Source organism: Duncaniella muricolitica (genome assembly GCF_910574735.1).
GTDB lineage: Bacteria > Bacteroidota > Bacteroidia > Bacteroidales > Muribaculaceae > Duncaniella > Duncaniella muricolitica.
In genome coordinates this window covers 1-26,743 of record NZ_CAJTCF010000058.1, presented here as the reverse complement: position 1 = coordinate 26,743, position 26,743 = coordinate 1, and the positions used below count along the sequence as shown (strand labels likewise).

The window sequence follows — 26,743 nt, the reverse complement described above, 5'->3', positions numbered from 1 at the left end:
CCGATTTTCGCTGTTTTTTTAGTGTATGCCCGGTTTTCAACTTCCTGAGAATCGAATATACGAACTAATCTCGAAAAATTCCAGATTATTCTAAAATATTCAATTCTCAGAGGCTTTAATCAGAGGAGTTCTGCAACACCCTCCGGGGATGAGACAATAATACTCAAACACAACAAAAAGCGAAATTCTCTATGTAATAAAATCCTCACCGAAATGATACCTGAACCATGGTATGGAGATGTACTCAGCACAAAAGTTATCATTCTTGGATATATGCCGTCATATGATGATTTCATCTGCCGATCACAAAATTTCATATTAGATATAAGAATAATGGAACAAGTCCTCTTAGTTCTAAAAAGCTGGCATGAATTGAATAATACTGAAATATATGCCTATCCTCGTCTTTACGGCCAACACAAATTAGAGATCCCTTCTGTAGGGCCTGTAGATACTATCGAGACAATGGATATGTATTTCTCTCCAACATATCGTCACTGGGTCAATAGCCTGAAAAAATTCTCCGAAGAAAACCATATTAACGAAGACCAGACTTTTAAGAATGTAGCCATAATAAACGCATTCCCATATTATTGCCGTACTAATCAGGCAAAACCGCTTTCACTTGGCTTGCTACCATCACACTATTTTCTGCGTCAATTGGTAAGATACATTTATTCTAACAATCCCAACGTAATTTTCGTCATCCCATCCGCCAATATACGTGAGACATGGCGCACCATTCTAAGCGACATGTACTATTCAATTTACCCTCGCATAAGCTCCAAACCCAATACAAATCTTTCACTCAATAGTTATGCCATTGGCCAGGATGTGATTGACGCAATTGTCGAACGGCTGAACTCTTAATAAAATCATTCTGCCAATAAACTAAGGTAATATCACTCTAAAACAATTTATTAATATAGCTGTTGTGCTTTATGAACCTTCCCGGCGGATGAATTTGTTATAGATTGGAGAGGTGTCGGGAAAAATACGTAACTTTGTGCATGGGTTTCCTGGCTCTCTTCTCTAAGCGATTTCAACTAATGGGTAATTCTATAGACAAAAGTATTAAACCGGCTGACGCGAGCACATCGACCGAAGCACTCGGACAGCAGTCAATAGGCAAACTTCTGGTCCAATACTCCGTCCCCGCCATCATCGCGAGTGTGGCCACGTCGCTTTATAATATCATCGACAGCATATTCATCGGGCGAGGCGTCGGACCGATGGCCATAGCCGGTCTTGCCATCACATTTCCGCTCATGAATCTTGTGGCGGCATTCTGTATGATGATTGCCGCCGGCGGTGCCACAATCACATCGATATTTCTCGGTCAGAAAAACTTTTCACGGGCCACAGATGTGGTCAACAATGTCTTTGTACTATGTCTCATCCACGCTATCATCGTGGGCGGAGGCACACTGCTGTTTCTTGACGATATACTCTATTTCTTCGGTGCTACTGACGAGACCGTGGTCTATGCCCGCGAATTTATGCAGGTGATACTCTGCGGCACACCTATACTATTTATATTCATAGGCCTCAACAACCTGATGCGAGCCACAGGCTATCCGCGCAAGGCCATGATTTCGGCTCTTATATCGGTAGGTGTCAACGTAATCCTCGCGCCAATATTCATCTTTGTATTCAAATGGGGCATACGCGGTGCGGCTCTTGCCACGGTGTGCGGACAGACCGTGGCCTTTGTCTGGGTACTCGTCCACTTCCTGTCGTCCTCTTCGTCAATACACTTCAATCTCCACAACCGCTGGCTCTCGGGCACGATAGTCAGACGCATATATGCAATCGGCCTCTCGCCGTTTCTCATGAATGTGTGTGCCTGCGTGGTGGTGATATTTATCAACCGCGCGCTGCTCGACTATGGCGGTGACCAAGGCAACTTGTGTGTGGGTGCCTACGGCATCATCAACCGCACGACAATGTTTTTTGTCATGGTAGTGTTTGGCGTCACTCAGGGCATGCAGCCTATACTCGGCTACAACATCGGCTCGGGACAATATGAACGCGTCAAGCGCACACTCCGCACCGGCATATGGATAGGTGTGGCCATCACTCTGACCGGCTGGATGGTGAGCGAGGGTCTTCCCGACACGGTGAGCCGACTGTTTACCACCGACGAGACTCTCATCAACATCTCGCGCGAGGGCTTCAGGATATATTTCATCGTCTATCCCGTTGTCGGATGTCAGATTGTCATCCAGAACTTCTTCCAGAGTGTCGGCAAGCCCAAACTGTCAATCTTCCTCTCACTCACGCGCCAGTTGCTGTTTCTCATTCCATTCCTCATATTCATGCCTCGGATATGGGGCATCAAGGGCGTATGGGCCGCAATGGCTGCATCCGATTTCATAGCCTTTGTCACAGCCATCATCACCCTCTCGTGGTGGATGAGACATGTGATGCGTCGTATGGAAATGCGTGTTGCCGACGGAGAATCTCATCAGTGATAAAATAAAACATCTACGTTAATCGTTATATTTATAAAAAATTCACATTTCTGCCATGACACAGACCATCGAACTGCGGGTTGACCCGCGCACTGCTGCCGAGGAGACTCTCCTGCGGGTTGCCGCATCGACCGCCGCATCAGTCGATCCCAACCGCATACGACACCTGCGCATCACCCGCCGCTCCATTGATGCACGCCAGCGTCGCGTAATGGTCAATCTAAGTGTCAGGCTATGGATTGATGAAGAGCCCTCTTCGACATCGCTGATAATCCCTGTCGACTACAAGCCGCTTCCGGCCGACGCTCCTCAGGCAATAGTGGTGGGTGCAGGGCCCGCAGGACTTTTCGCAGCTCTGCGTCTCATAGAGCTGGGCATACGGCCAATAGTGCTCGAGCGCGGCAAAGATGTCGACTCGCGACGCAAGGACATGGCCCGCATTTCGCGCGAAAACGTGGTGGATCCCGACTCAAACTACTGCTTCGGCGAAGGTGGTGCGGGAGCCTACTCCGATGGCAAACTATATACCCGCAGCAAAAAGCGCGGACCTGTCGACAAAATACTCAACATACTGGCCCAGCACGGCGCGTCGGAGGACATTCTCGTCGATGCCCACCCCCACATCGGCACCGACCGGCTGCCGGCCGTGATTAAGGCCATACGCGAAACTATTATAAGATGTGGAGGCGAAGTGCATTTCAACACACGCGTCTCTTCGCTTCTGATGACCGACAAAGGCGAGGTGAACGGAGCCATTTCCTCTGCGACTAGTATCGTTTTTCACGGCCCCGTGATCCTCGCCACCGGTCATTCGGCGCGCGACATCTACACAATGTTGCTCGACAGCGGTGTCACACTCGAGCCTAAAGGTCTTGCCATAGGTGTGCGCCTCGAGCATCCCCAGCAGCTTATCGACCGTCTGCGCTACCACTCCCCGGCCGGAAGGGGCAAATATCTCCCCGCGGCCGAATACACTATGCTCACACGTGTCGACGACCGTGCCGTCTACTCGTTCTGCATGTGTCCGGGCGGATTCATCATACCCGCCGCGAGTGCCGACGGTCAGCTTGTGGTGAACGGCATGTCGCCCTCGGGACGCAACACCCGCTGGGCCAATTCAGGCATGGTAGTGGAGATACTGCCCGACGATGTGCCCGATGCTGACACCGAGCGCGAGACCGTGCTGAAAATGATGCGTATGCAGGAGCGCATAGAGCGCGCATTCTGGGAAGAAGCCGGACGTACACAAAACGCTCCCGCCCAGCGTATGGACGACTTCGTTGCCTCACGTCCGTCGGCCGATCTCCCCTCCACCTCCTATCCTCCCGGCATACATCCGGCCCGCATCGACCGACTGTTGCCACGCGGCATAGCTCGCCGTCTGCAGGAAGGATTCAAGGAATTTGACAAGAAAAACCGTGGATTTCTCACACATGAAGCCACCCTCATCGGAGCCGAGACACGCACATCATCGCCGGTGCGCATCCCCCGTGATCCCGAGACACTCGCCCACATACATGTGCCTGGCCTCTATCCCTGTGGCGAGGGTGCAGGTTATGCCGGCGGCATAGTCTCAGCCGCCATCGACGGTGACCGAGTGGCCACTCAGTTGGCATCAAAAATGTGATTTTAGAGGGCGTTTAATAACAACCTCTTATATTTCCCTTTCCGTCCGCGCCCTCTCTTCGGCTTTCTCAAGGTCTTGCGGAGTGTCGACGGGATAGGTTCTTACCGACGTCTCTGCTGTGTATATGCGATAGCCCTCATACAGCCATCGCAATTGTTCAAGATTCTCGGCCTTGTCGAGAGGCGACGGCGGCAGATGCTCAATCCGGCCGAGCACATCTCCACGAAAACCATACATCCCCACGTGTATATGAAAGGTAGCAGCCTCAATCCACTGCTGCCACGGCACATCGCGTACATAAGGCACTATCGAGCGGCTGAAATACAACGCCCGCCCGTCGCGGTCGCGCACCATCTTGACACGGTTGGGGTCAAACAGTGACTCAAATCCCTCACGAGGGTCAAACTTAAGCGCGAGAGTCGAAATGTCGGCCTCGGGCACACGTTCAAGCACCCCGGCGACATCCTTTATCTGCTGCGGCAGCACATAAGGCTCGTCACCCTGCACATTCACAACTATGCTTTCGCTGCAACCGAGCAGCCGATAAGCCTCGGCCACACGTGCCGTACCGTTCTGGCATGAGAGCGACGTCATCACCGCTTCACCGCCAAAACCTCTCACGGCATCAAATATCCTCTCGTCGTCCGTAGCTACTACCGCACGTCCAAGAGCTTCACGGGCCGAACGATACACACGCTCCACCATCATCACACCGTCGACCATCGCCAGCGGTTTGCCCGGAAAACGTGTCGACCCGTAACGGGCCGGGATTATGGCTATGGCATCAGGCATCCTCTCTGACATAAATCTGCGCGTTTTCATATTTTGTCACTCTCACCCGCGTGCCGGCATGAACAAAACCCATCACCGCCACAGCGTCGAGTGTCTCATCCTTGATTCTTACCTTGCCTGCGGGACGCATGTCGGTGACCGCCACACCCTCGTGGCCTACATATCGTGCCGGACTCATGTCCACTCCGATAAATCCCTCATCACTGCGTAGCTCGGTAGTCAGGTCCGTGTGACGGCGCACCCACTTCGGTCCGTGTGACGACGTGAGCCACCACACCGCTACCACAGCCAGAAGCAATCCGGCAAAAAACACCCCGAGCGACATCCACAGCGACCTTGTCGAGGCGTGTGACAGGCTGAACGAGTAGTTCTCAATCATGCCGAATATCAGTGCCAGGCTCACCAACACTATGCCGGCTATACCCGTAACACCAAATCCCGGCACTACAAACATCTCCAGCACTATAAGTATGAATCCGGCCACAAACAGCAGTATAATCCACTCGCTCGCTATACCCGTGACATAGATAGGCAGAAAATAGAGACAGGCCGCTATGATTGCCGCAGCCGATGGAAATCCGACTCCGGGCGAATGCAACTCCATGTATATGCCCCCGATGATTATCATTATCAGCACAGCCTGCACGGCCGGATTAGTGAGGAAACCTATCAATGCGTCGAGCCATGTCGGATGATACTCCGTAATCTCATAATTGTTATTGTAACCGAGCCTTGAGAGCACCTCGTCGACCGACTCGGCCATACCATCGGCATAGCCCCACTTCACAGCCTCCTCAGGCGTGAACGTCAGCACACGGGTCGAGTCGATGAGTCCGGCTACTTCCACACGCGGGTCTACCATCGCCTCGGCTATCACCGGGTCGCGACGCCAGCCGCCTCCGAGCGAGTCGGCCACATGACCGTGACGCTCGGCCGTAGCTCTCATCATGGCACGCATATATGACTGATACTTGTCTGGCATCGCCGCGCCGTCGGTCCCGTTGACCACAGTCACGGCACCCATCGACGACCCCGAACGCATATACACGCTGTCACACGCCAGAGCTATCAGCGCGCCGGCCGACGCCGCATTGTTGTCGACAAACGCCACCACAGGCATCCTGCATCTCATAAGAGCGGTGCGTATGGAGTCGGCATGCACCACCGAGCCGCCATAGGTGTTGAGATGCACCAGTAGCAGCCGCGCCCCCTCGCGCTCGGCCTCGACAAGAGCCTCGCGGGTGTGACGCCATGTGGTCGAGCCGATTTCATCGTCCAGACGCAGCATATACACCTCGTGCACTTCATCGGCACGCCCGATAAGAATACAGCCCAGCAGCGCGAGCATCGTAACAAGTATCCTCATGACTTATATATTTTATTCTATAACTGTTTTGCGTTTGATTTTCTCTCGTTTTTTCGTCTGAGCCCCTCCCTGAACCAAGCCGGGAGCATGCAGGCACCTATCACCAGATATATATAATAGCTCACTATACGCCAGAAGAGTGCTATCATAAGGGCCATCCCTCCTGTCAGGAGCAGATCGCCGTAATAGGTCGTGAACAGCCATTCGCTTATGCCGGCACCTCCCGGAGTCGGGCTGACCATGAGTATCACCCACACCACAAACTGGCGTGCAAGCACTATCATCTGGTCGGCCTCCGGTGCAAAGCCGAAAAACAGCGCGTTGACCACAAGGTATCTCGACATCCACGAGAGCACTGTGCCGCCACAAGCCTCCATCCACCACCTCAGCGGGCGGTGACGCAGGTCGCGGCCTGTGTCCTCCATGTCGCGGCCGAGCGAGTCGGCCTTGTCGCGCCACCTGCGCAGCCATCCGAGGCTAAAAAGCCTCACAAGCCCCGCGCGTATGGCATGAGGTCTGACTATGATGCCCATGAATAGCAACAGAGTCCATGCCACTATTACTCCATATATTATCCAGAACGCCGTCTGAAGTCCGACAGTAAAAGCCTTGTCACCTCCACCGAATCCAAACAGCTCGCCATATGGCACAAGTAACATCACTACAGGGAGAGACACCACAAAAAACAGTTCGTCAAGAAAAAGCGTGGTCATGGTCAGAGTCGTGGCGCGTCCCATCTCTATCCCCTCGCGGTGCATGAACACCATGCTAAGCGCGCTGCCCCCCACCGAGGTCGGGGTGACACACGAGGTGAACTCACAAAGGAAACACACTTTGACAGCCTTGGCCCACGACAGCCGTCCGTCGGTCAGCACCCTGAAACGCCACGTCAGTCCGAAGTCGCGACCGAGCATAAATACCCATGCAAGGGCTATGCCGGCTATAGCACGGCCGTCAAACCGAAGTGTGTCCCACACTCCGGCGTCAAACTCCCGCCCGAAAAGCCACCAGACCACTCCAAGTCCTATTGCCACGGGCAGCAGCATCTTCCATACCATGTCAAACTGCTGTCTTATCATACTCATGAGCACAAAGATAATACTTTTTTCAGCAAAAAGAGGGCACAATCAGAGAAATATACCTATCTTTGACAATCTGAAATTTATTTCATCACAATGGACCTTAACAAATATCTGAAAACTACGTGGCTGACACTGGCCACCGCGATGTGCATCAACTCTTTCTCCGCCACCGCACAGGTGGCCTACACACCGAGTGACGAAATCCGACAGGCCCAAAAGGAATTTTCCGACAACCGCTTCGGCATCTTTCTCCATTGGGGCATATACAGCATGTTTGCCCAGGGCGAATGGTATCTCAACCGTGGCATAGACCACAAGGAGTATGCCAAGGCTGCCGCCGGCTTCTATCCGGCCAACTTCAACGCAGCCGAGTGGGTCAGCGCGATCAAGGGCTCCGGAGCGAAATACATTTGCATCACCACACGCCACCACGACGGATTCTCAATGTGGGACACCAAGCAGAGCGACTACAACATAGTAAAAGCCACCCCCTTCAAGCGCGATGTCATCAAGGAGCTTGCCGACGAATGTCACCGCCAGGGCATAAAGCTACATCTCTATTATTCCCACATCGACTGGACCCGCGAAGACTATCCCAGCGGACGCACAGGCCTCGAGACCGGCCGCGACCCCAAGAAAGCCGACTGGCCCGCCTATTATGACTTCATGAACCGTCAGCTCCGCGAACTCCTGACAGGCTACGGCCCTGTGGGTGCCATATGGTTTGACGGCTGGTGGGACCACGACGAAGACGCAACACCTTTTGACTGGCAACTCGAGGAGCAATACAAATTGATTCACTCTTTGCAGCCATCATGTCTCATCGGCAACAACCATCATCAGACCCCCTATCCCGGCGAAGACATACAGATATTCGAGCGCGACCTTCCGGGCGAGAACACTGCCGGACTCTCCGGCCAGTCCATCAGCCGCCTCCCTCTTGAGACGTGTCAGACCATGAACGGCATGTGGGGCTACAAAGTCGCCGATCAGGACTACAAAGACACACCAACACTCATCCGCTATCTCGTACGCACTGCCGGCATGGGAGCCAACCTCCTGCTCAACATCGGCCCGCAGCCATCGGGCAATCTTCCAGCCGCCGCCCTCGACCGTCTCAAAGAGATGGGACAATGGCTCGGAAAATATGGCGAGACAATCTACGGCACACAGGCCGGTGACTTTCCCGCTCAGGACTGGGGCACATCGACTCGCCGAGGCGACAAGCTATATGTGCACCTCTTCGATACCTCTCGCCGCGAGATACATCTGCCTCTCGCATGCAAAGTCAAGAAGGCGGTGACCTTTGACGGCAAGACCCCTGTCAAAACCACTGTCACCCCTGCCGGCACTGTACTCACCCTCCCCGACATACCGGCCGACACCCCCGACTATATAATCGAACTGACCACAGCCGCTAAATAACTACTCCGATGCACAAACCCATTCTCGAAATATGCACTGGCGACCTTGACAGCGTGCAGGCAGCAGCCGCAGGCGGTGCCACACGCATAGAGCTTTGCTCCGCACTTTCCGAAGGAGGCGTCACCCCGTCGCTCGGTCTCCTGACCGAAGCTCTCCGAGTCAACGGATTGCTGGTCCATGTGCTCATACGTCCCCGTGGCGGTGATTTTCTCTACACTCCGTCCGAAGTTGCATGCATGGAAGCCGATGTCAAGGCTGCCGTCCGGGCCGGCGCACACGGTGTGGTCATCGGCGCACTGCTCCCCGACGGCACTATTGACACCGACACCTGCCGACGCCTCATCGCTTCGGCCGACGGTCGGAATGTGACATTTCATCGCGCCTTCGACCTGTGCCGCAATCCCGAAGAGGCCCTCGAGACCATCATCGGTCTCGGCTGTAACCGCCTGCTCACCTCGGGATGCGCGTCATCAGCCCGCGAGGGTATCCCCATGCTACGCAAGCTCATATGTCAGGCAGGCGACCGTCTCACCATCCTGCCAGGCGGAGGCATCGCTCCCGACAATGCCGCGCTAATCATGCGCGAGACAGGATGTAGCGAACTTCACGCCTCGGCCCGCTCTTCGGTGACAAGCGACATGCTCTATCGCAACCCCGATGTAGCCATGGGAGCCCCGGGCTCCGACGAATACAGCCGCAAAGTCACTGACCCGGCCATCGTCCGACTCATCATTGAACAAATGGCTCTCCAATCAAACAATTAGGTCTACCAATCTCATAATCTTCACAAAAAAATGCTCCGTCACACACTTATCGCCGCCGCCATTCTCTCGGGCAGCATCATCACTCAGGCCGCTGTGCCGTCAGGGTCGGCCGCCGACTTCCGCGACCGCTCATCCGACCCTGTCGCGGCCCGCTATCTGGCCATGCCAGCCATGTCGGCTGCCGAGCGCGACGCCATGCAGTTTCTCTACGCCTACATGCCGTTGCCCGACATCTCCGACTACAGCACCGGCTTCTATCTCGATAACGTCCGGACAGCACTCAGAGCCCGTAAGGAAATGCCCTGGGGAGCTAAAGTACCCGACCGCGAGTTTTACCACTTCGTACTGCCTGTGCGCGTCAACAACGAGAATCTCGACAATAGCCGCATGGTGTTTTACGACCAGCTCAAAGACCGCGTCAAAGGTCTCTCCATGGCCGACGCCGTGCTCGAGGTCAACCACTGGTGTCACGAAAAAGTCACCTATCAGCCCTCTGACGGCCGCACAAGCTCCCCGCTGGCCACAGTACGCTCGGCCATAGGACGCTGCGGCGAGGAGTCGACTTTCACAGTGGCAGCTCTGCGCTCGATAGGCATACCGGCACGCCAGGTCTACACCCCGCGCTGGGCCCACACCGACGACAACCATGCGTGGGTCGAGGTATGGGTCGACGGCAACTGGCACTTCCTCGGAGCATGTGAGCCCGAGCCGATACTCGACCTCGGATGGTTTAACGCCCCAGCCTCTCGCGGCATGATGATGAACACCAAGGCTTTCGGAAGATATGATGGCCCGGAAGAGCAACTTGGCAACTCGGCATGCTACACCGAAATCAACGTCACCGACAATTATGCCCCCACCGCCGTGGCTCAGGTCACCGTCACCGACACCGACGGCCGGCCGGTCAGCAACGCCACCGTGCGCTTCTGCCTTTACAACTATGCCGAGTTCTATCCCATCGGCAACAAGGTTACCGACACTCAGGGCCATGCATCACTGCGCACAGGTCTCGGCGACATACTCGTATGGGCCTCCGACGGACAGCGTTTCGGTTTTGCCAAATACTCGGTCGGCAAGGATTCTCCCATGACTATTGTCCTTGACAAGACCGACGGCTACAACGGCACACTCGAACTTGACATCGTGCCTCCCGCCCAATCGGCATCTCTTCCCTCACCGTCCAAAGAAGCTGTGGCCGAGAACGACCGTCGCAAAGCTCTCGAGGACTCCATACGCAAATCCTACACCGACACTTTCTGCTCGCCCGACCGTGCACGCGAGCTCGCCGCATCGCTCGGTATCGATCCCGGCGCAGTCACCAAAGTGCTCGTCGACTCGCGCGGCAATCATGAAACCATCATAGAATTTCTCAAGTCGACTCCCGAGGCCGACCGTCAGCGCGCACTCTCGCTCCTGCTCACCATCTGGGAAAAAGACCGTCGCGACATCTCGCCCGAAGTGCTCCGCGACCATCTCGCCACGCCTATTGTCGACACCCCTCTCTACACAGAGTATATCCTCAACCCGCGTGTGAGCAACGAAATGCTCACGCCCTACAAGTCACCTCTGCGCGCCCGCCACTCCGGCGATTTCCGCCGCGCCTGTCAGGCCGACCCTAAACTATGGGTGAAATGGTGTCGCGAGAACATACTTATCGACCGCCAATGGAATCCACAGTCACTCTGCATGTCGCCTCTATCTGTCGACGAGTGCCGTACCACCGACCCTCATTCGCGCGACATCTTCTTTGTGGCCGGAGCACGCAGCCTCGGTATCCCCGCCCGCATCGACCCCGTGACAGGCAAGACACAATATGCCGACGCTAAGGGCCGGTTCATCGATGTTGATTTCGGCGACTCACTCACCGCCTCCCCCTCTCAACCCAAAGGCTCGCTACAGATTGACTTCACGCCCGCCGGACGCATCCACGACCCCGTGTATTACTCCCACTTCTCCATCTCGAAGATTAAAAACGGTCTGCCTCAGTTGCTTGAGTATCCCGAAGAAGCTACCCTTGGCAAAATAAACAGTGACAACAAGCCTCTTGAAGCCGGCCAATATCTCATGGTGAGCGGTCAGCGCATGGCCAACGGCAACGTACTGGCCCGTATGGAGATATTCAGCATCGATCCCGGCAAGGTCAACACACCCCGACTCGTCATCCGTCAGGACCTGTCGGGTGCGCAGGTCATAGGTAATTTCAACTCCGAAAATCTCTACTACGACCTTGACGGGAAGACTTCCAAATCACTTCTCTCCACAACAGGCCGCGGCTACTACATACTCGGTCTCATCGCTCCGGGCAACGAGCCAACGGTCCACGCCCTCAACGACATCTCTCTCTCAGCCGGCGAACTCGAGAAGTGGGGCGGTAAAATCATGCTCCTCTTTGAAAATCCCGAAGCCGCGGCCCGATTTGACGGCTCGCGCTTCACATCGTTGCCGTCGACAGTAACATTCGGATGCGATATCGACAACAAGATTCTCGAAGAAATTTCTTCCAACATGGAGCTTACCGACCGTACTCTCCCGGTCTTTATCATCGCCGACACCTTCAACCGCATCATCCACATATCTCAAGGCTACACCATAGGTCTCGGAGAACAACTCATCAACATTCTCCATAAGACAAACTGATAAATACATCCCCTAAAAAATTGAAGTGCACCCCAAAAGCTATGCAAAAAAGCCTTTGGGGTGCACTTCAATTATGACACTATCTCATCAGTTCTTCTCTCCATACGTCTCTCTGATAAGAGTCACGCAGAAAGCTCCGATGAGCAGAAACGCTCCGGCAAGCACAAGCATATTTACCTGACGGCCGCCAAGCAGAGGCAATATCACGCCTCCAAGAGCGGCAGCACATATCTGGGGTACACATATTGTGCCGTTAAACAATCCGAGATATGTGCCAATATTCTTGCCCGAAAGCGAGTTGGTGAGAATTGTGAAAGGCAACGCCAGCATCGCGGCCCATGCACAGCCGATGAGCAGATAGGAGATGAAAAGCGCGTATTGATTGGTGATAAACATCGTCGAGATAAAACCGGCCGCTCCCAGCATAAGGCTGAGAGAATAGACTGTCTTATGACTCTTGAACATCGGTATGGCAACAGCCCATATGACCGAGCCTACAGCCTGGACAGCAAACAGCACACCCACCCAGTTGCCGGCCTCCTGATATGCAGCCGAACGTGTATCGGTAGTGCCCCACACGGTGTCGGCTATCGCTCCGTTGGTATAAGTCCACATATAAAGGAAAGCCGACCAACAGAAAAACTGCACGAGACCGACTGTCCAGAATGTGCGGGGTGCCTTGCGCAGCAGCGTCAGCATCCCCTCTTTGCTCTCCTCCTGCTCTTTGGTTATGCCGTGATATTCTGCATACTCGCGCGGAGGCATCTCGCGGATAAATATAAAACTGTATATCACACACAGCACAAGCACGGCCGCACCTATGTAGAACGAATAGGTCACACTTGCCGGCACCTGTCCCTCAGGCGCGAGGTTGCTTATGCCTATGGCGGTGAGAGTGATGGGGGCGAGATAGCCTACCAGACTGCCGGCATTGCACAGGAAGCTCTGGATGGAATAGGCAAGTCCTTTCTGACGCTCGTTTACCTGGTCGCCGACAAGCATCTTGAACGGCTGCATGGCCATATTGATGGATGTGTCAAGAAACATCAGCGCGATAAATCCAAACACCATGGCTCCGGCCACTGTGAGGCCGAAACTGCCGGCATTGGGCAGAAGACACATCACTATCACGGCAATAGCCGCACCGATGAGCAGATAAGGCAGACGACGGCCCAGACGGTTCCATGTGCGGTCACTGGCCGCTCCTACCAACGACTGTACTATAATGCCCATAAGAGGGGGCAGTATCCAAAAATAACTTAGCGAATGTGGGTCGGCACCGATGGTGGCGAAGATTCGGGTGATGTTCGCACTCTGGAGAGCATATGCGATCTGCACGCCGAAAAACCCGAAACTCAGATTCCAAAGTTTCCAGAAACTCTGGTCAGGCTTAGTTCTGCTCATGACAGTTTTTTAATTAATTAAGGTAAGTATGATATATTTATATTTTAAACAATCCATATAGCCTGTGAGTTAGCTCGGCTACATTAACGGGCGGCGGTGGAAAGAATGTGTATGCGCGATGATGATGAATAAGCGACGGGCGGGGAGAGCGAAGGTAAAGAGAGAGGGGGGGTGAGTGTGGGGGGGGAAACTGCCTGTTACAGCAGCGGCTCGACTCCGGCAAGCTCGTTGAGATAGCGTATCTCCTCAGGCCATAAACTGACGTCGGTAGTCTCCAGGATGAGAGGAATGTTGTCCATGCGGGGGTCCTGCATGAGCCGACGCCAGAACTCGACTCCGAGCACTCCCTGTCCGATAGGAGCGTGACGGTCGACCTTCGACCCGAGGGCCTTGGCCGTGTCGTTGATGTGCATGCCGCAGAGATAACCGAAGCCTATCTCGCGGTCAAACTCCTGCCATGTGAGGTCATAGGCCTCGGCAGTGGTCATGTCATAACCGGCCGCATGGGCGTGACAGGTGTCTATACACACCCCGACTCTCGACTTGTCGTCGACGCCTTTGATGATGCGGGCTATCTGGGCGAAGGTGTAGCCGAGATTGCTGCCCTGACCGGCAGTATTCTCTATCACGGCCTTCACACCCGTAGTCTGTGACAGGATAAGATTGAGCGACTCGGCTATACGGTCGAGACAATCAGCCTCGCTGATTTCACGCATGTGGCTTCCGGGATGGAAGTTGAGCATCGTGAGTCCGAGCTGCTCGCAACGACGCATCTCGTCAAGAAAAGCCGTGCGCGACTTCTCCAGTTTCTCGGCGTCGGGACTGCCGAGATTGATGAGATAGCTGTCGTGGGGGAGTATCATGTCGGGAGTGAATCCACACTCGCGGCAATTGAGCTCAAATGCCTGGGCCTCCTTGTCGGATATGGCCTTTGACACCCATCGCGACGGATTGCGTGTGAACAGCGCGAACGACCGCGCGCCGATGGCGCGTGCGTTGAGCGGTGCGTTGCTCACACCATTCTCTACCGATACATGTGCTCCTATAAGTTTCATTTACGCATTACATTATGATGCAAAATTAGCAAAAAAACATTAACTTTGCAAGAAATTTTGAAAATCATGGCTCAGAAACCTTCTATACCCAAAGGCACTCGCGACTTCACTCCCGCCGAGATGGCCCGACGCAATTATATATTCGACACCATCCGCGAGGTGTTTCACCTCTATGGATTCCAGCAGATAGAGACTCCGGCGATGGAAAATCTCTCCACGCTCATGGGCAAATATGGCGAGGAGGGCGACAAACTTCTCTTCAAGATTCTCAACTCGGGCGACTTCCTGCGCGGTGCCGACCCGAAGCTCATCAAGGCCGGCGACTGTCCGCGTCTGGCTGCGCAGCTCTGCGAGAAAGGTCTGCGCTATGACCTCACGGTGCCGTTTGCACGCTTTGTGGTGATGCACCGCAATGATCTCCAGTTTCCATTCAAGCGTTTCCAGATACAGCCCGTATGGCGTGCCGACCGTCCGCAAAAGGGACGCTACCGCGAGTTTTATCAGTGTGACGCCGACATCGTAGGCTCTGACTCACTGCTCAACGAAATCGAGCTCCTCCAGATGATCGACGAGGTGTTCCGCCGTCTGGGCGTGCGCATCACCATCAAGCTCAACAACCGCAAGGTGTTGGCCGGCATAGCCGAACTCATCGGCGCGCCCGACAAGATCGTCGACATCACCGTGGCCATCGACAAAATCGACAAAATCGGTCTTGATAAGGTGAAGGAGGAGCTTGCCGAGCGCGGTATCTCGCCCGAAGCCATCGAAAAAATCACCCCCATCATCACCCTCTCGGGCAGCAACGAGGATCGTCTGGCCTCGCTGGCCACTCTGCTTGCCGACTCCGAGACAGGTCTCAAGGGGGTCGAGGAGCTGCGCGAGGTAATGGCCGGAACTTCGGCCCTCGGGCTCGAAGCCGTGCTTGAGCTTGACGTGTCGCTCGCCCGCGGACTTAACTATTACACAGGCACCATTATCGAGGTCAAGGCCCGCGACGTAGAGATAGGAAGCATCACCGGCGGCGGACGCTACGACAACCTCACGGGTGTCTTCGGTCTGCCGGGCGTGTCGGGTGTAGGCATCTCATTTGGTGCCGACCGCATATATGACGTGCTCAACACCCTCGACCTCTACCCTGCCGAGATTCACGGTGCGGCCAGAATTATGTTTACCAACTTCGGTCCGGCCGAGGCCGCCGCGTCACTGCGTGTCATCAAGGAACTGCGCGCCGCCGGCATTGCCGCCGAGATATATCCCGACTCAGCCAAGATGAAAAAGCAGATGGGACGAGCCGACGCTCTCGGCATCCCGTTTGTAGGCATCATTGGCGAGTCAGAACTTGCCAACGGCACAGTCACACTCAAAAACATGACCACCGGCGAGCAGCAGCAACTCACCCCTGCAGCTCTGGCCGAAGCACTCAAAAACGGCTGAATCTTGTCGTTTCGGCCTTATAGATAGTCATTATTTCCTGAGAGTGTCGTCCAAAGGCACGGAATGTGCTATATTTGCATTCCAAATTTTATTGACATAGAATGATTATTACCGACTCCCTCGCCACTTTCGGTCGCTACTGCTCCTTCATGAGCAAGGTGTTCAGCGAGCCCGACAGGTGGAAGATATTCTTCACGCGCACAATTGCCGAGATTACCAAACTCGGCATAGATTCCATACCTCTTGTGCTAGTGATTTCAGTGTTCATCGGTGCAGTCTGCACCATACAGATGCAACTCAACATCATGTCGCCACTCATCCCGGCCTACTCCACAGGTCTCGCCACACGCGAGATAATCCTGCTGGAGTTTTCCAACTCCATCCTCTGCCTTATACTTGCCGGCAAGGTGGGGTCGAACATCGCATCGGAGATAGGCACCATGCGTGTGACCGAGCAGATTGACGCCCTTGACATCATGGGTGTCAACTCGGCCAACTTTCTGGTGCTGCCCAAGGTGGTGGGATTTTTAGTATTCATGCCGGTGCTCGTGGTGTTCTGCATCTTTACCTCTATAATGGGAGGTGTGTTCATCTCCACTTTCACCGATATAATACCGCTCAACAGGTTTATCTACGGCATCCAGACCATGTTTCAGGAATGGTATGTATGGTATGGACTCATCAAGTCGCTCTTCTTCTCCTACATCATCACCTCGGTGGCAGCCTTCTACGGCTACTATGTGAAAGGCGGCGCGCTTGAAGTAGGCAAAGCCTCGACCAATGCCGTAGTCGCTTCAAGCATCCTCATACTCCTGCTCGATGTCGTTCTCACCAAACTCCTCCTGCAATGATTGAAGTACGCAACCTCACCAAGTCGTTTGACGGCAAGACAATACTCCACGACGTCAGCGCGACCTTCGAGACCGGCAAGACCAACCTCATCATCGGTCAGAGCGGCTCGGGCAAGACTGTGCTCGTCAAATCGATAATAGGTCTCATCCGGCCCGAAAAAGGGCAGATACTGTATGACGGACGCGACATCATGCAGATGGACTCATCGCAGATCAAAGAGCTCCGCAAGGAGATAGGCATGCTCTTTCAAGGCTCGGCACTATTCGACTCGGAGACAGTGCTCGGCAACGTGGCTTTCCCCCTCACGATGTTTACCGACATGAGCGCGGCCGAGATCTATGACCGTGCCCAGTTCTGCATCGAGCGCGTCAATCTAAAAGGGGCCGACAAGAAATACCCCTCCGAGATTTCGGGCGGCATGCAGAAACGTGTGGCCATCGCGAGAGCCATAGCCCTCAATCCCAAATATCTGTTCTGCGACGAACCCAACTCGGGCCTTGACCCTCGCACATCAATCGTCATAGACGAGCTCCTGAGCGACATCACCCACGAATACAACATAACCACAATCATCAATACCCACGACATGAACTCTGTGCTTGGCATAGGTGAGAACATCGTGTTTATCAACAAGGGCTACCGCGAATGGGTTGGTGACATGCGCCAGATATACCATACGGCCAACGAGGCCCTCAACGAGTTTGTATTTGCCAACGACCTTTTCCAGAAGGTCAAGAGCTATGTCATAAGCCACGAACATCACTGATGCCCGTTATCACCGTCAATACCCTCGCCCATCCGGGCTTGGAAGTATATGCCTCGCTTACTGAGGCCCAGTTGCGCAACAGGCTCGACCCATCGCGCGGCATATTCATAGCCGAAAGCCCTAAGGTAATCAACGTTGCCATCGAAGCCGGTTGCCAACCGTTGTCCCTGCTGTGCGAAGTACGGCATGTAGAGGGTGACGCGGCTTCGATTATTGCACGCTTTCCCGACATCCCCGTCTATACAGGCAGCCGAGAACTACTTGCCTCACTCACAGGCTATACGCTCACACGCGGTGTGCTGTGTGCCATGCGCCGGCCTGTCCCGCCAGCGGTCGAAGAGGTGTGTCGCGACGCCAGACGGGTAGTGGTGATCGATGGCGTGGTCGACACTACCAACATCGGAGCCATATTCCGCTCGGCCGCAGCCCTCGGCATTGATGCCGTAGTGCTCACCCCGACATCATGTGATCCGCTCAACCGCCGCGCCATACGCGTCTCGATGGGCACAGTGTTTCTCGTACCCTGGACATGGGTCGACGATGCAGAGTCGCTCCGTTCTCTCGGCTTCAAGACTGTGGCGATGGCCCTGACCGACAAATCGGTATCCATTGACGACCCTCAGCTATGCGCCGAGCCGCGCCTGGCCATAATCATGGGAACGGAAGGTGACGGTCTGCCAGCTTCAACAATCCAACGGGCCGACTACACAGCCCGCATACCTATGGCCCACGGAGTCGACTCGCTCAACGTAGCAGCAGCCGCGGCTGTGGCTTTCTGGCAACTGAGATAAATAACAAAATAAGATGGAGAATCAGGCATCGCAAAACCCGATTCTCCATTTTTTCTATATTGTGTTATTTTCAATTATCCATTTTCCATTTTTCATATAGAGGATAAAGCGCGGACGCATTGTCGCTATACCATCCATAGCCATTGCGACGCTCATGGCCTATATCCTCAAGGTGGCGGCGAGGTATGCCGTCGCGATCACACACATACGGCTCGGCATTTTCAAGATCATAAAATCTTGCCCACAGCGGACCGGCGTCACTGTCGGCTACAAGTGTCGCATTCCACTCACCGTTGTCATTGACATGAGTGTAACGATAACCCATGATTTTATGCTCGTCAAGCCACTTCATGCCGGCATGGACAGCCCGCCTGATACGCTCGTCAGGCTTGGGTATCTCCATCAGCAGACGGAGTATCGCAGCCGACTCGTTTGAGCAATACGACGCCAGTTCATAGGCTCTTGCCGGAGCCGGAGCATAGGTCTCGCGGTCATGTTGCTGACACCACACAGTCAGATTGCCCTCCTTATCCCTGATCTGGGTAGCGAGGATACACTCCACTCCGCGATAAAACGACTCCATAAGCCTGCGCCTGTAGCCATCGGGCAACAGTCCTGAGCAATCATAAGGCTCGGCTCCATACATAAGGTCACGGATTACGCTCATGGTGTTGACCATAGCATTGTCGTTATACGTGATATGTATCTGATAGTCGCGCATCTCGGGCCAGAACTGCGGCCATCCACCGTTGGGATACTGACCCGCAAGCAGATAATCCACACCACGGCGGAAAGCATCGCGATAACATGTATCGCCGGTCGCGGCATAGAGACGTGCGAGATAAGCCATCTGAAGAGTTGTCGCTCCATTATCGGTCGTAGAGTCATCACGACGCCCTTTTTCGGCCTCAATCTCGGCCCGCTCTTCATCGTTAAGCGGAGTCACCATATCAATATTTTTGGGCCATCCTCCTGTCTCGCGCTGAAAGAGCAACAACTGCTCACCTATTCGCCGAGCCTCGGGCGTAACAAAAAACTCCCTGTCGACCCTCTTCAACTCGGCATTTTTCTTTTTCTTTGCTGCCCATGCCGGAGATGACACGGACAATAAAACCGTAAACACGCAAAAATACTTTGCAAAAACATTCATGATATCCTGATTTTAGACACCACAAAATTAATCATAAAACAGCAGACAAAAAAATGCTGATAATAAACTCAAAAAAATGGAGAACCAAGCATTGTGACGCCCAGCTCTCCAATTCTATAATTATTCTAAGATTCTCAATTCCTTATTTGATTTTCCATTCAACAAACGCCTCCATCGCCTCATAATCGGCAAAGCCGAGACGGTGATATAGAGCCGCCGTAGCACGATTGCGCTCCTCGGCCCGTTGCCAGAAAAGGCGTGTGTCATTGCCGAGGAAAGGAGCAAACTCCATCTGCGACGAATGCTTGAGTATCGCGTTACGCTTGCTGCGCAGCTCCTCGGGACTCAGCGGGACAGCCATCATGATGTTCTCTATATCCCACTCGGCCCACGCTCCGCGATACATCCACACACGACAGTCCTCAACCCACGGCTCCTTCTCACGGGCTGCCATGTCAATAGCGGCAAGCACAGCGTCAGTACACTTGCGGTGCGTGCCGTGGGGGTCTGACAGATCGGCCGCAACATATATCTGATGAGGCTTCACCTCATCTATCAGCTCTTTGATTTTCATTACATCGGTCTCCGATATCGGCAGTTTCTCCACCATTCCGGTCTCATAAAACGGCAGATCAAGGAAATGCAGGTGAGACTTCAGTATACCGGTATAGGCACACGCAGTGCGCGCCTCGCCGCGACGTATCAGGGCCTTGATTTTAAGTACATCGGCCGAGTCGGGCATGCCCGGCTTCTTTTCCGAAAGAAACTTCTTGACCTCCTTGTATTTCTGCTTCATAAACTCCGTACCGGTCTCGGTCGAGAGCATTTTGCCAAATCCGTTGACAAAGTGCATATACTTCATCACATCCTCGTCATTGACCGCGATGTTGCCCGATGTCTGATAGGCGACATGCACCTCATGACCCTGACGTACAAGCCTCTGAAGCGTGCCGCCCATCGAGATGACATCATCGTCGGGATGAGGCGAGAACACTATCACCCGCTTGGGATAAGGCGCGGCCCTCTCGGGACGGTCGGTATCGTCGGCATTGGGCTTGCCGCCCGGCCAGCCTGTGATGGTGCGCTGCAGTTCGTTAAACACACGTATGTTCATATCATAGCTCGAACCGTAGATATTCAACAGTTGACCGAGCGAATTTTCGCGATAGTCATCATCCGTTAACCGGAGTATTGACTTGCCTACAGTCTCGGAGAGCCACACCACAGCCGAGCGAAGAAGCTGAGATGTCCATTCGAGATGGTCGTTGTCAATCCACGGACACGACTCACGGTAAGAATCTATTTTGATTTCTGAGGTAAGATTGTATTTCATTTTCAAGACTTTTGAAGTAACGGTAAGTTTTTACTTTGAGTTCGTCAGTGGCATCCTCGTCACACACTATCATGCCCTTGGGGTGAGTCTGGATGGCACTCACGGTCCATGCCTGCGAGAGCGCGCCCTCCACGGCCGCCTGCAGGGCCTGGGCCTTGGCATGCCCGCTGCACAGTATCAGCACCTCGCGTGAATCCATCACAGTGGCTACTCCCACTGTGAGCGCGCATGTGGGCACTGCTTCGACCTTCCCGCCGAAAAAGCGCGAGTTGGCTATGCGGGTGTCATAGGTCAGCGTCTTGATGCGTGTGCGCGACGAAAATGACGAGAACGGCTCATTGAACGCGATATGCCCGTCAGGGCCTATGCCGCCCACAAACAGGTCTATGCCACCCATGGCCTTTATTTTCTCCTCATATCGGGCACACTCTTTCTCGAGGTCGGGAGCGTTGCCGTCGAGTATATTGATATTCTCGGCCGGACAGTCGATATGGTCGAATAGATGACGGCGCATAAAGGCGTGATAGCTGTCGGGATCATCCTCCGACAGTCCGACATACTCGTCCATATTGAATGTCACGACATTCTTGAACGACACTCGTCCCTCCTTGACCGCCTCGACGATGCAGCGATACATACCCACCGGCGACGAACCTGTGGGCAGTCCGAGCACAAACGGCCGCTCCGCTGTGGGCGACGCCGCATTGATGCGGCCTATCACATGCTCCGCAGCATAGGCCGACACCTCGTCATAGCTGGGTTTAATTACAAGTCTCATAATATAAGATTTAATGTTTAGGCAATTCTACCTTTATTATATAGTAACGTTTATGCAGACCCTGCGGCTCCGCGCTCATCACGTTATTAACACTTATTTACGGACGGTCGGCTGTACCGCATCCGAAGTCTGACGGACTGTCGCCCATCACAAGCTCCAGCACCCCGCCTCTCATGATGACATCATAGTCAATATAGCTCTTGGTGTAAGGCTTACCGTTGAACGAAGCCGACTGCACATATATATTCCTTGGCGAATTGTTTTTGGCCGAGACTGTGAAGTTCTTCTCACCCGGCAGCCTTATGGTGGCCGAGTCAAACAGTGGTGAACCTATCACATATCTACCTCCGGCCGGCTCCACCTGATATATGCCTATCGACGACAATACATACCAGGCCGACATCTGACCGACATCCTCGTTGCCGCACAATCCGTCGGGCTCATCGCGATACAGCTCCGTGAGCACACGTCGCAGGAGCGGAGCCCCCTTGTAAGGCTGTCCGGCATAGTTGTAAAGATACACAACATGATGGCTTGGCTCATTGCCATGGGCATACTGGCCTATCATGCCGGAGATGTCGGGCGATGCCTCGGCCCCCAGACTGCCCTCGGCCACAAAGAGCGAGTCGAGTTTGCTCACAAAAGCCTCCTCCGACCCGAACAGCTCTATCAGACCGTGAGGGTCATGAGGCACGAGCCACACATATTGCCAAGCGTTGCCCTCGCAGTAATCATCGGCCCTGTGTGTCGCCGCAAAGGGGTCGAAAGCCCCCTCTCGCCGACCTCCTTTGCTGTCGAGTCCGCGCATAAATCCCGTCGAACGGTCAAAATATTTTCGATAGGCACGAGCCCTTTCCATGAACAGTGTGTCCTCAATACCCAGCCTTGCAGCTACCTTGGCTACGGCATCGTCCGCTATGGCATACTCAAGCCCCTTGGCCACACTCTCACCACACCCCTCGAGGTCAAAAGGTATATAGCCGTAACGCTTCAACTCGCCCAGCGAACGCTCGTCGAGCATGGCCGATGTACGCATGGCCTCATATGCCCCCTTCACATCATCGGTCAACCCCTTCAGCGCAAGGTCACCGAGCACGATCACTCCCGGATTGCCTACCATGCAGTCGGTCTCGTTGCCGTGCAGATGCCACACAGGCAGCTTGCCCTGTTGCCTGAATATATCCATGAAAGTTGCCGCTATATCGGTCTGCATCTCGGGAAACAGCAGCGTATACATAGGATGCGCGGCCCTGTAAGTATCCCAGAGAGAAAACACGCTGTATCTCATCTCCTCATCTTCTGCGTCACTATATGTCACCGGTGCGGTCATCGTATGAAACAGCGACGTGTACAGCAACCTCTTGTCTCTATCGCTGGAGGTCGTGACTGTCACGCGCCCGAGATTATCATTCCACTCCTTGTCGGCACGCTCCATAACTGTGACAAAATCAGCATCACCAACCTCTGCATAAAGATTGGCCCGGGCTCTCTCCATACTCTTGGCCGAGAGTCCCACCTTGGCAACAAGCGGCTCGGCCGACGGGGCAAACACACACAACGCAAGCGTGTCATCAGTCTCACATCGCGCCATAGGCCGCGAAAACTCCGCATGAAAATATATCTTCTGAGCTCTGGCCCATCCTCTCGAATAGCGGTAGCCGCTCACGGCCGAGTCACCTACCTGCTCCACATGAGTCTCCATAGGCCTGTCCCAGCCGATGCCGTAAGCCAGATTTACCTTCACATAAGCCGTGTCACTTTCGTCAAAACGATAGCGGTGTACACCGGCATGAGTAGTGGCCGTGAGCTCTACATCCACTCCGGCCTCCTCAAGCCTCACTGCATAATAGCCCGGACGGGCGCGCTCGTCTTCGTGCGAAAACCTCATCTGCCCAATCGACGGATCACGAGCAGGCACAAACAAAATATCACCGAGGTCACCTATGCCGGTGCCGCTGAGATGTGTGTGGCTGAATCCGAGCATTGTCGAATCGGAATAATGATAGCCCGAACACCAGTCCCATCCCTTGACCTCCTGCGAAGGTCCGAGCTGCACGAACCCAAACGGCACATTGGCCCCGAGAAACACATGTCCATGGCCCCCCGTTCCGATAAACGGGTCGACATATTGTGTCAGTCTTTCCGTCACGTCACCTTCACGGGCCACACCACAGCCCGAGGTGACAACTAAAGCCGCCACAACAGCACATACATATACGAGTCTCCCTCCGTTACCCATGATTTTTTCAAGATTTAAGGATTCTACAAGATTAGGACACAAAGTTAATAATTTTGTCCAACAAACCAAGCCAAATCAAATTAATCTCCCCATCCGCCCGCAAATTCGCAAAAAAACACTAATTTTGAAGTCTGAAACATTATCACACCTCTAATCCCTCTAAATCTATTAATATCATTTCATGAAAAAACACTGTTTAGCACTCCTCTCCCTCGGACTGTCGCTCACAGCTCTCGCGGCTCCCTCAGCTCCCGTCACCCCGGCAGTGGCATGGGACAGCATCTATCCGGCAGTCGAAGCACAAATCAAAGCACCTGTCTTCCCCGACAAAGATTACCGTCTGCTTGACTATGGCAAAAAATCCGACACCCCCGGATTTCTCTACACCGAGATGATCAACAATCTCATCGACCGATGCTCTTCACAAGGTGGCGGACGCGTCATCATCCCCGCCGGGACATGGTTCACAGGCCCCATCACTCTCAAAAGCAACGTCAATCTCCACCTTGAGGAAGGAGCCACACTCCTCTTCACCCCCGACCTCAAGGAATATCCCATCGTACTCACCCGCTGGGAAGGCATGGACTGTTACAACTACCAGCCCATGATCTATGCCTACGACCAGACCAACATAGCCATCACAGGCAAAGGCACCATTGACGGCGGAGCCGAAAACTCCAACTGGTGGCGCATGTGCGGAGCCGTAAAATATGGCTTCGAGTTTGACAAAGGCATCATTTCACAGCGCATAGGCCGCCCGCAGCTCATGGAATGGAACGAAAACGGCACTCCCGTCGAGCAGCGCGTAATGGGTGACGGCTACGGCATGCGCGTACAGCTTGTCAACCCCGTAAAATGCACCAACGTACTCATCGAAGGCGTTACTCTCCTCCGCTCACCTTTCTGGGTAATCCATCCTCTCCTCTGCGAAAACCTCACAGTACGCGGCGTCCACATCCAGAACGACGGCCCCAACGGTGACGGATGCGACCCTGAGTCATGTAAAAACGTACTTATCGAAGACTGTTTCTTCGACACAGGCGACGACTGCATTGCCATCAAGAGCGGACGCAACCGCGACGGACGCACATGGGGCATACCCACCCAAAACGTCATCGTACGCAACTGCCGCATGCAGAACGGCCACGGTGGTGTAGTCGTGGGCAGTGAAATCTCCGGTGGATTCAAAAACCTCTTCGTAGAAAACTGCATCATGGACTCGCCCCTCCTCGATCGCGTCATACGCATCAAGACCAACTCCTGCCGCGGCGGTGTCATCGAAGACATCTTCGTACGCAACGTAGAGGTAGGCCAGTGCAAGGAAGCCGTCCTCAAAATCAATCTCGTATACGAGCAGCGCGAAATCTGCGACCGCAGCTTCCCCCCGACAGTCCAGAACGTCTATCTCGACAACGTGACCTGCAAGAAAAGCAAATTTGGCGTCAAGATCGAAGGCTTTGAAGACCTCTGCAACATCCACAACATTCAGGTCAAAAACTCCACCTTCGACGGCGTAACCTCCGGCACCAACTCCCTCACCGGCCTCTACGACAACGTCACCTTCACCAACCTTCTCCTCAATGGCAAGGAAGTAAAATAACGGGTCAAGCCGAAATTCCGGTGCATGTAATTTTCAGAAAATTGTTAAATTTGCGGTATGAAAACATCGGAAGCATTCTGGATGTTCTTGCCCCAGGGGTTGGACGAACTGTTTGAGATGGTGCGCTTCGAACGCACAGAACAGGCATATGACATATGGCTTGATGAGAAAAAGAAACTCTCTGACGAGGACTACCGTAATCCGAACATAGTCGCGCGAGGCTATACGGAATACGTTACAATACAGGACTATCCGCTTCGAGGTCGCCCCGTATATCTTCACATGCGCAAGAATAAGTGGTGGGACAAGCGGACCAATGAGATATTCTCATACAACCTCGAACTCCCCAACGAGGAAGGCACACGACTCAGCGCAGAGTTCGTGTCTTTTTTAAAAGATGAAGGTGGAGACGACGGCACTGTCGATTAAGCACATAGCGCAGATGTACTGCGTCAACGGCAAGTATTTCGCGGATTTATACCGCAACAGGATAAGCGGTTATGCCGACTGGTTCGACCGGGAGCTTTGCTGTGGCTTCTATTTCAATGCCGCCAATATTGGTCCGTACATGAGCCTTGACGAGACATGCCTGAGCAACGGCGAGGTATGGACCTTCCTGACCAACAAGGACGGCCACGGCGGCAAGGGCACGCTGGCTGCGGCCATCCCCGGCACGAAGAGCGACGAGATTATATCCATACTCATAGCAGCCATGAGTAAGTCAGTCAGGCGCAAAGTAAAAGAGGTTACCTGCGATCTGTCGCCGTCAATGATGCTGATAGCAGGTGAAGTATTCTATAACGCCCATGTCGTCAATGACCGTTTTCATGTACAACAGGTCTACAATGAGGCCGTTGACGAGATCCGCATAGACATACGCCGTCAGCTCATCGCCGAGGAAAACATTCGCGACAAGTCCACTACGCCGGTAACATACTCCAACGGTGAGACCATGCGGCAGATACTCGCCCGCAGTAAGCATACGCTGATGATGTCGCAGAACAAATGGACAGACATTCAGCGTCATCGCGTCAACATCCTGTTCAAATATCATCCCATTCTCAAAAGGTAACTACTCAGGTAGGTTTGTCGTACTCCCCCATGCACAACTTCCCTCGTTGCAACCAACGAGAGTAAATCGTTTTTTTACAAAATATGAAGCTGTTTATAATGT

The 26,743-nt window shown here is 53.8% G+C and carries 22 protein-coding genes; 13 read left to right on the top strand and 9 right to left on the bottom strand.

Annotated elements, in window-relative coordinates:
* The first annotated feature begins 213 nt into the window (after positions 1 to 213).
* The 3 genes from QGT73_RS12380 to QGT73_RS12370 all read left to right on the top strand — a co-directional run bounded on the left by QGT73_RS12380 (position 214) and on the right by QGT73_RS12370 (position 4,101).
* On the top strand, positions 214 to 870 hold the full coding sequence (locus QGT73_RS12380; RefSeq protein ID WP_280122598.1) for a hypothetical protein: 657 nt from the start codon (positions 214 to 216) through the stop codon (positions 868 to 870).
* A gap of 179 nt (positions 871 to 1,049) precedes the next feature.
* Positions 1,050 to 2,474: an MATE family efflux transporter gene (locus tag QGT73_RS12375; protein WP_280122597.1), complete on the top strand. Its 1,425-nt coding sequence runs from the start codon at positions 1,050 to 1,052 to the stop codon at positions 2,472 to 2,474.
* Positions 2,475 to 2,529: 55 nt separating this feature from the next.
* Positions 2,530 to 4,101, top strand: coding sequence for an NAD(P)/FAD-dependent oxidoreductase (locus QGT73_RS12370; protein WP_280122596.1), 1,572 nt, complete (start codon positions 2,530 to 2,532; stop codon positions 4,099 to 4,101).
* A 27-nt stretch (positions 4,102 to 4,128) separates the two neighbouring features.
* On the opposite strand, the gene kdsB is transcribed toward QGT73_RS12370, so the two are convergent.
* From kdsB to QGT73_RS12355, 3 genes are read right to left on the bottom strand one after another with little or no spacing between them, the layout of a single operon-like run.
* Positions 4,129 to 4,923: a 3-deoxy-manno-octulosonate cytidylyltransferase gene (gene kdsB, locus QGT73_RS12365; RefSeq protein WP_280122595.1), complete on the bottom strand. Its 795-nt coding sequence runs from the start codon at positions 4,921 to 4,923 to the stop codon at positions 4,129 to 4,131.
* Positions 4,886 to 6,259, bottom strand: coding sequence for an NfeD family protein (locus tag QGT73_RS12360; RefSeq protein WP_280122594.1), 1,374 nt, complete (start codon positions 6,257 to 6,259; stop codon positions 4,886 to 4,888). The genes kdsB and QGT73_RS12360 overlap by 38 nt, the downstream gene beginning before the upstream one ends.
* Before the next feature lie 17 nt (positions 6,260 to 6,276).
* Positions 6,277 to 7,344, bottom strand: a complete 1,068-nt coding sequence (locus QGT73_RS12355) for a lysylphosphatidylglycerol synthase transmembrane domain-containing protein (RefSeq protein WP_280122593.1) — start codon at positions 7,342 to 7,344, stop codon at positions 6,277 to 6,279.
* A 108-nt stretch (positions 7,345 to 7,452) separates the two neighbouring features.
* Between QGT73_RS12355 and QGT73_RS12350 the strand changes: the two genes are divergently transcribed.
* From QGT73_RS12350 to QGT73_RS12340, 3 genes are read left to right on the top strand one after another with little or no spacing between them, the layout of a single operon-like run.
* Positions 7,453 to 8,766 carry an alpha-L-fucosidase gene (locus tag QGT73_RS12350; protein ID WP_425278401.1) on the top strand — a complete coding sequence of 438 codons (1,314 nt, stop codon included), beginning with the start codon at positions 7,453 to 7,455 and terminating at the stop codon, positions 8,764 to 8,766.
* 8 nt (positions 8,767 to 8,774) lie between these two features.
* The gene (locus QGT73_RS12345; RefSeq protein ID WP_280122592.1) at positions 8,775 to 9,530 is read left to right on the top strand and encodes a copper homeostasis protein CutC; all 756 of its coding nucleotides are present in this window, start codon (positions 8,775 to 8,777) and stop codon (positions 9,528 to 9,530) included.
* A gap of 30 nt (positions 9,531 to 9,560) precedes the next feature.
* Positions 9,561 to 12,167 (top strand): transglutaminase domain-containing protein, encoded by a 2,607-nt coding sequence (locus tag QGT73_RS12340; RefSeq protein WP_280122591.1) that lies wholly within the window; start codon positions 9,561 to 9,563, stop codon positions 12,165 to 12,167.
* 87 nt (positions 12,168 to 12,254) lie between these two features.
* Here the strand turns inward: QGT73_RS12340 and QGT73_RS12335 are convergent, their stop codons facing one another.
* On the bottom strand, positions 12,255 to 13,571 hold the full coding sequence (locus QGT73_RS12335) for an SLC45 family MFS transporter (protein ID WP_280122590.1): 1,317 nt from the start codon (positions 13,569 to 13,571) through the stop codon (positions 12,255 to 12,257).
* A gap of 197 nt (positions 13,572 to 13,768) precedes the next feature.
* Complete coding sequence (gene nfo, locus QGT73_RS12330) at positions 13,769 to 14,626, bottom strand: deoxyribonuclease IV (protein WP_280122589.1); 858 nt, start codon at positions 14,624 to 14,626, stop codon at positions 13,769 to 13,771.
* 66 nt (positions 14,627 to 14,692) lie between these two features.
* On the opposite strand from nfo, the gene hisS reads away from it, so the two are divergent.
* The 4 genes from hisS (at position 14,693) to QGT73_RS12310 (ending at position 18,469) form a co-directional block, all read left to right on the top strand.
* Complete coding sequence (gene hisS / locus QGT73_RS12325; RefSeq protein ID WP_280122588.1) at positions 14,693 to 16,060, top strand: histidine--tRNA ligase; 1,368 nt, start codon at positions 14,693 to 14,695, stop codon at positions 16,058 to 16,060.
* Positions 16,061 to 16,167: 107 nt separating this feature from the next.
* On the top strand, positions 16,168 to 16,911 hold the full coding sequence (locus QGT73_RS12320; protein ID WP_280122599.1) for an MlaE family ABC transporter permease: 744 nt from the start codon (positions 16,168 to 16,170) through the stop codon (positions 16,909 to 16,911).
* A complete protein-coding gene (locus QGT73_RS12315; protein WP_280122587.1) occupies positions 16,908 to 17,678 on the top strand; it encodes an ABC transporter ATP-binding protein in 771 nt (256 codons plus the stop codon). Before QGT73_RS12320 ends, QGT73_RS12315 begins: the two co-directional genes overlap by 4 nt.
* A complete protein-coding gene (locus QGT73_RS12310; RefSeq protein ID WP_280122586.1) occupies positions 17,678 to 18,469 on the top strand; it encodes a TrmH family RNA methyltransferase in 792 nt (263 codons plus the stop codon). Before QGT73_RS12315 ends, QGT73_RS12310 begins: the two co-directional genes overlap by 1 nt.
* Positions 18,470 to 18,539: 70 nt before the next feature.
* On the opposite strand, the gene pelA is transcribed toward QGT73_RS12310, so the two are convergent.
* From pelA to QGT73_RS12290, 4 genes are all read right to left on the bottom strand, one after another.
* Positions 18,540 to 19,619, bottom strand: coding sequence for a pectate lyase (pelA, locus tag QGT73_RS12305; RefSeq protein ID WP_425278400.1), 1,080 nt, complete (start codon positions 19,617 to 19,619; stop codon positions 18,540 to 18,542).
* Between the two features lie 142 nt (positions 19,620 to 19,761).
* Positions 19,762 to 20,952, bottom strand: a complete 1,191-nt coding sequence (locus tag QGT73_RS12300) for a PIG-L family deacetylase (protein ID WP_280122585.1) — start codon at positions 20,950 to 20,952, stop codon at positions 19,762 to 19,764.
* Positions 20,906 to 21,730, bottom strand: a complete 825-nt coding sequence (nagB, locus tag QGT73_RS12295) for a glucosamine-6-phosphate deaminase (RefSeq protein ID WP_280122584.1) — start codon at positions 21,728 to 21,730, stop codon at positions 20,906 to 20,908. Before nagB ends, QGT73_RS12300 begins: the two co-directional genes overlap by 47 nt.
* A gap of 97 nt (positions 21,731 to 21,827) precedes the next feature.
* Positions 21,828 to 23,969 (bottom strand): GH92 family glycosyl hydrolase, encoded by a 2,142-nt coding sequence (locus QGT73_RS12290; protein ID WP_280122583.1) that lies wholly within the window; start codon positions 23,967 to 23,969, stop codon positions 21,828 to 21,830.
* Positions 23,970 to 24,150: 181 nt separating this feature from the next.
* Here QGT73_RS12290 and QGT73_RS12285 point away from each other — a divergent pair, with 181 nt between their 5' ends.
* Genes QGT73_RS12285 through QGT73_RS12275 form a run of 3 tightly spaced genes read left to right on the top strand, consistent with a single transcriptional unit; the run spans position 24,151 to position 26,641 of the window.
* A complete protein-coding gene (locus tag QGT73_RS12285; RefSeq protein ID WP_280122582.1) occupies positions 24,151 to 25,569 on the top strand; it encodes a glycoside hydrolase family 28 protein in 1,419 nt (472 codons plus the stop codon).
* A gap of 57 nt (positions 25,570 to 25,626) precedes the next feature.
* Positions 25,627 to 25,998 (top strand): ISAon1 family transposase N-terminal region protein, encoded by a 372-nt coding sequence (locus tag QGT73_RS12280; protein ID WP_280121555.1) that lies wholly within the window; start codon positions 25,627 to 25,629, stop codon positions 25,996 to 25,998.
* Entirely contained in the window at positions 25,967 to 26,641 is a 675-nt protein-coding gene (locus QGT73_RS12275) for a transposase (RefSeq protein ID WP_280122581.1), read from the top strand. Before QGT73_RS12280 ends, QGT73_RS12275 begins: the two co-directional genes overlap by 32 nt.
* Positions 26,642 to 26,743 lie beyond the last annotated feature (102 nt).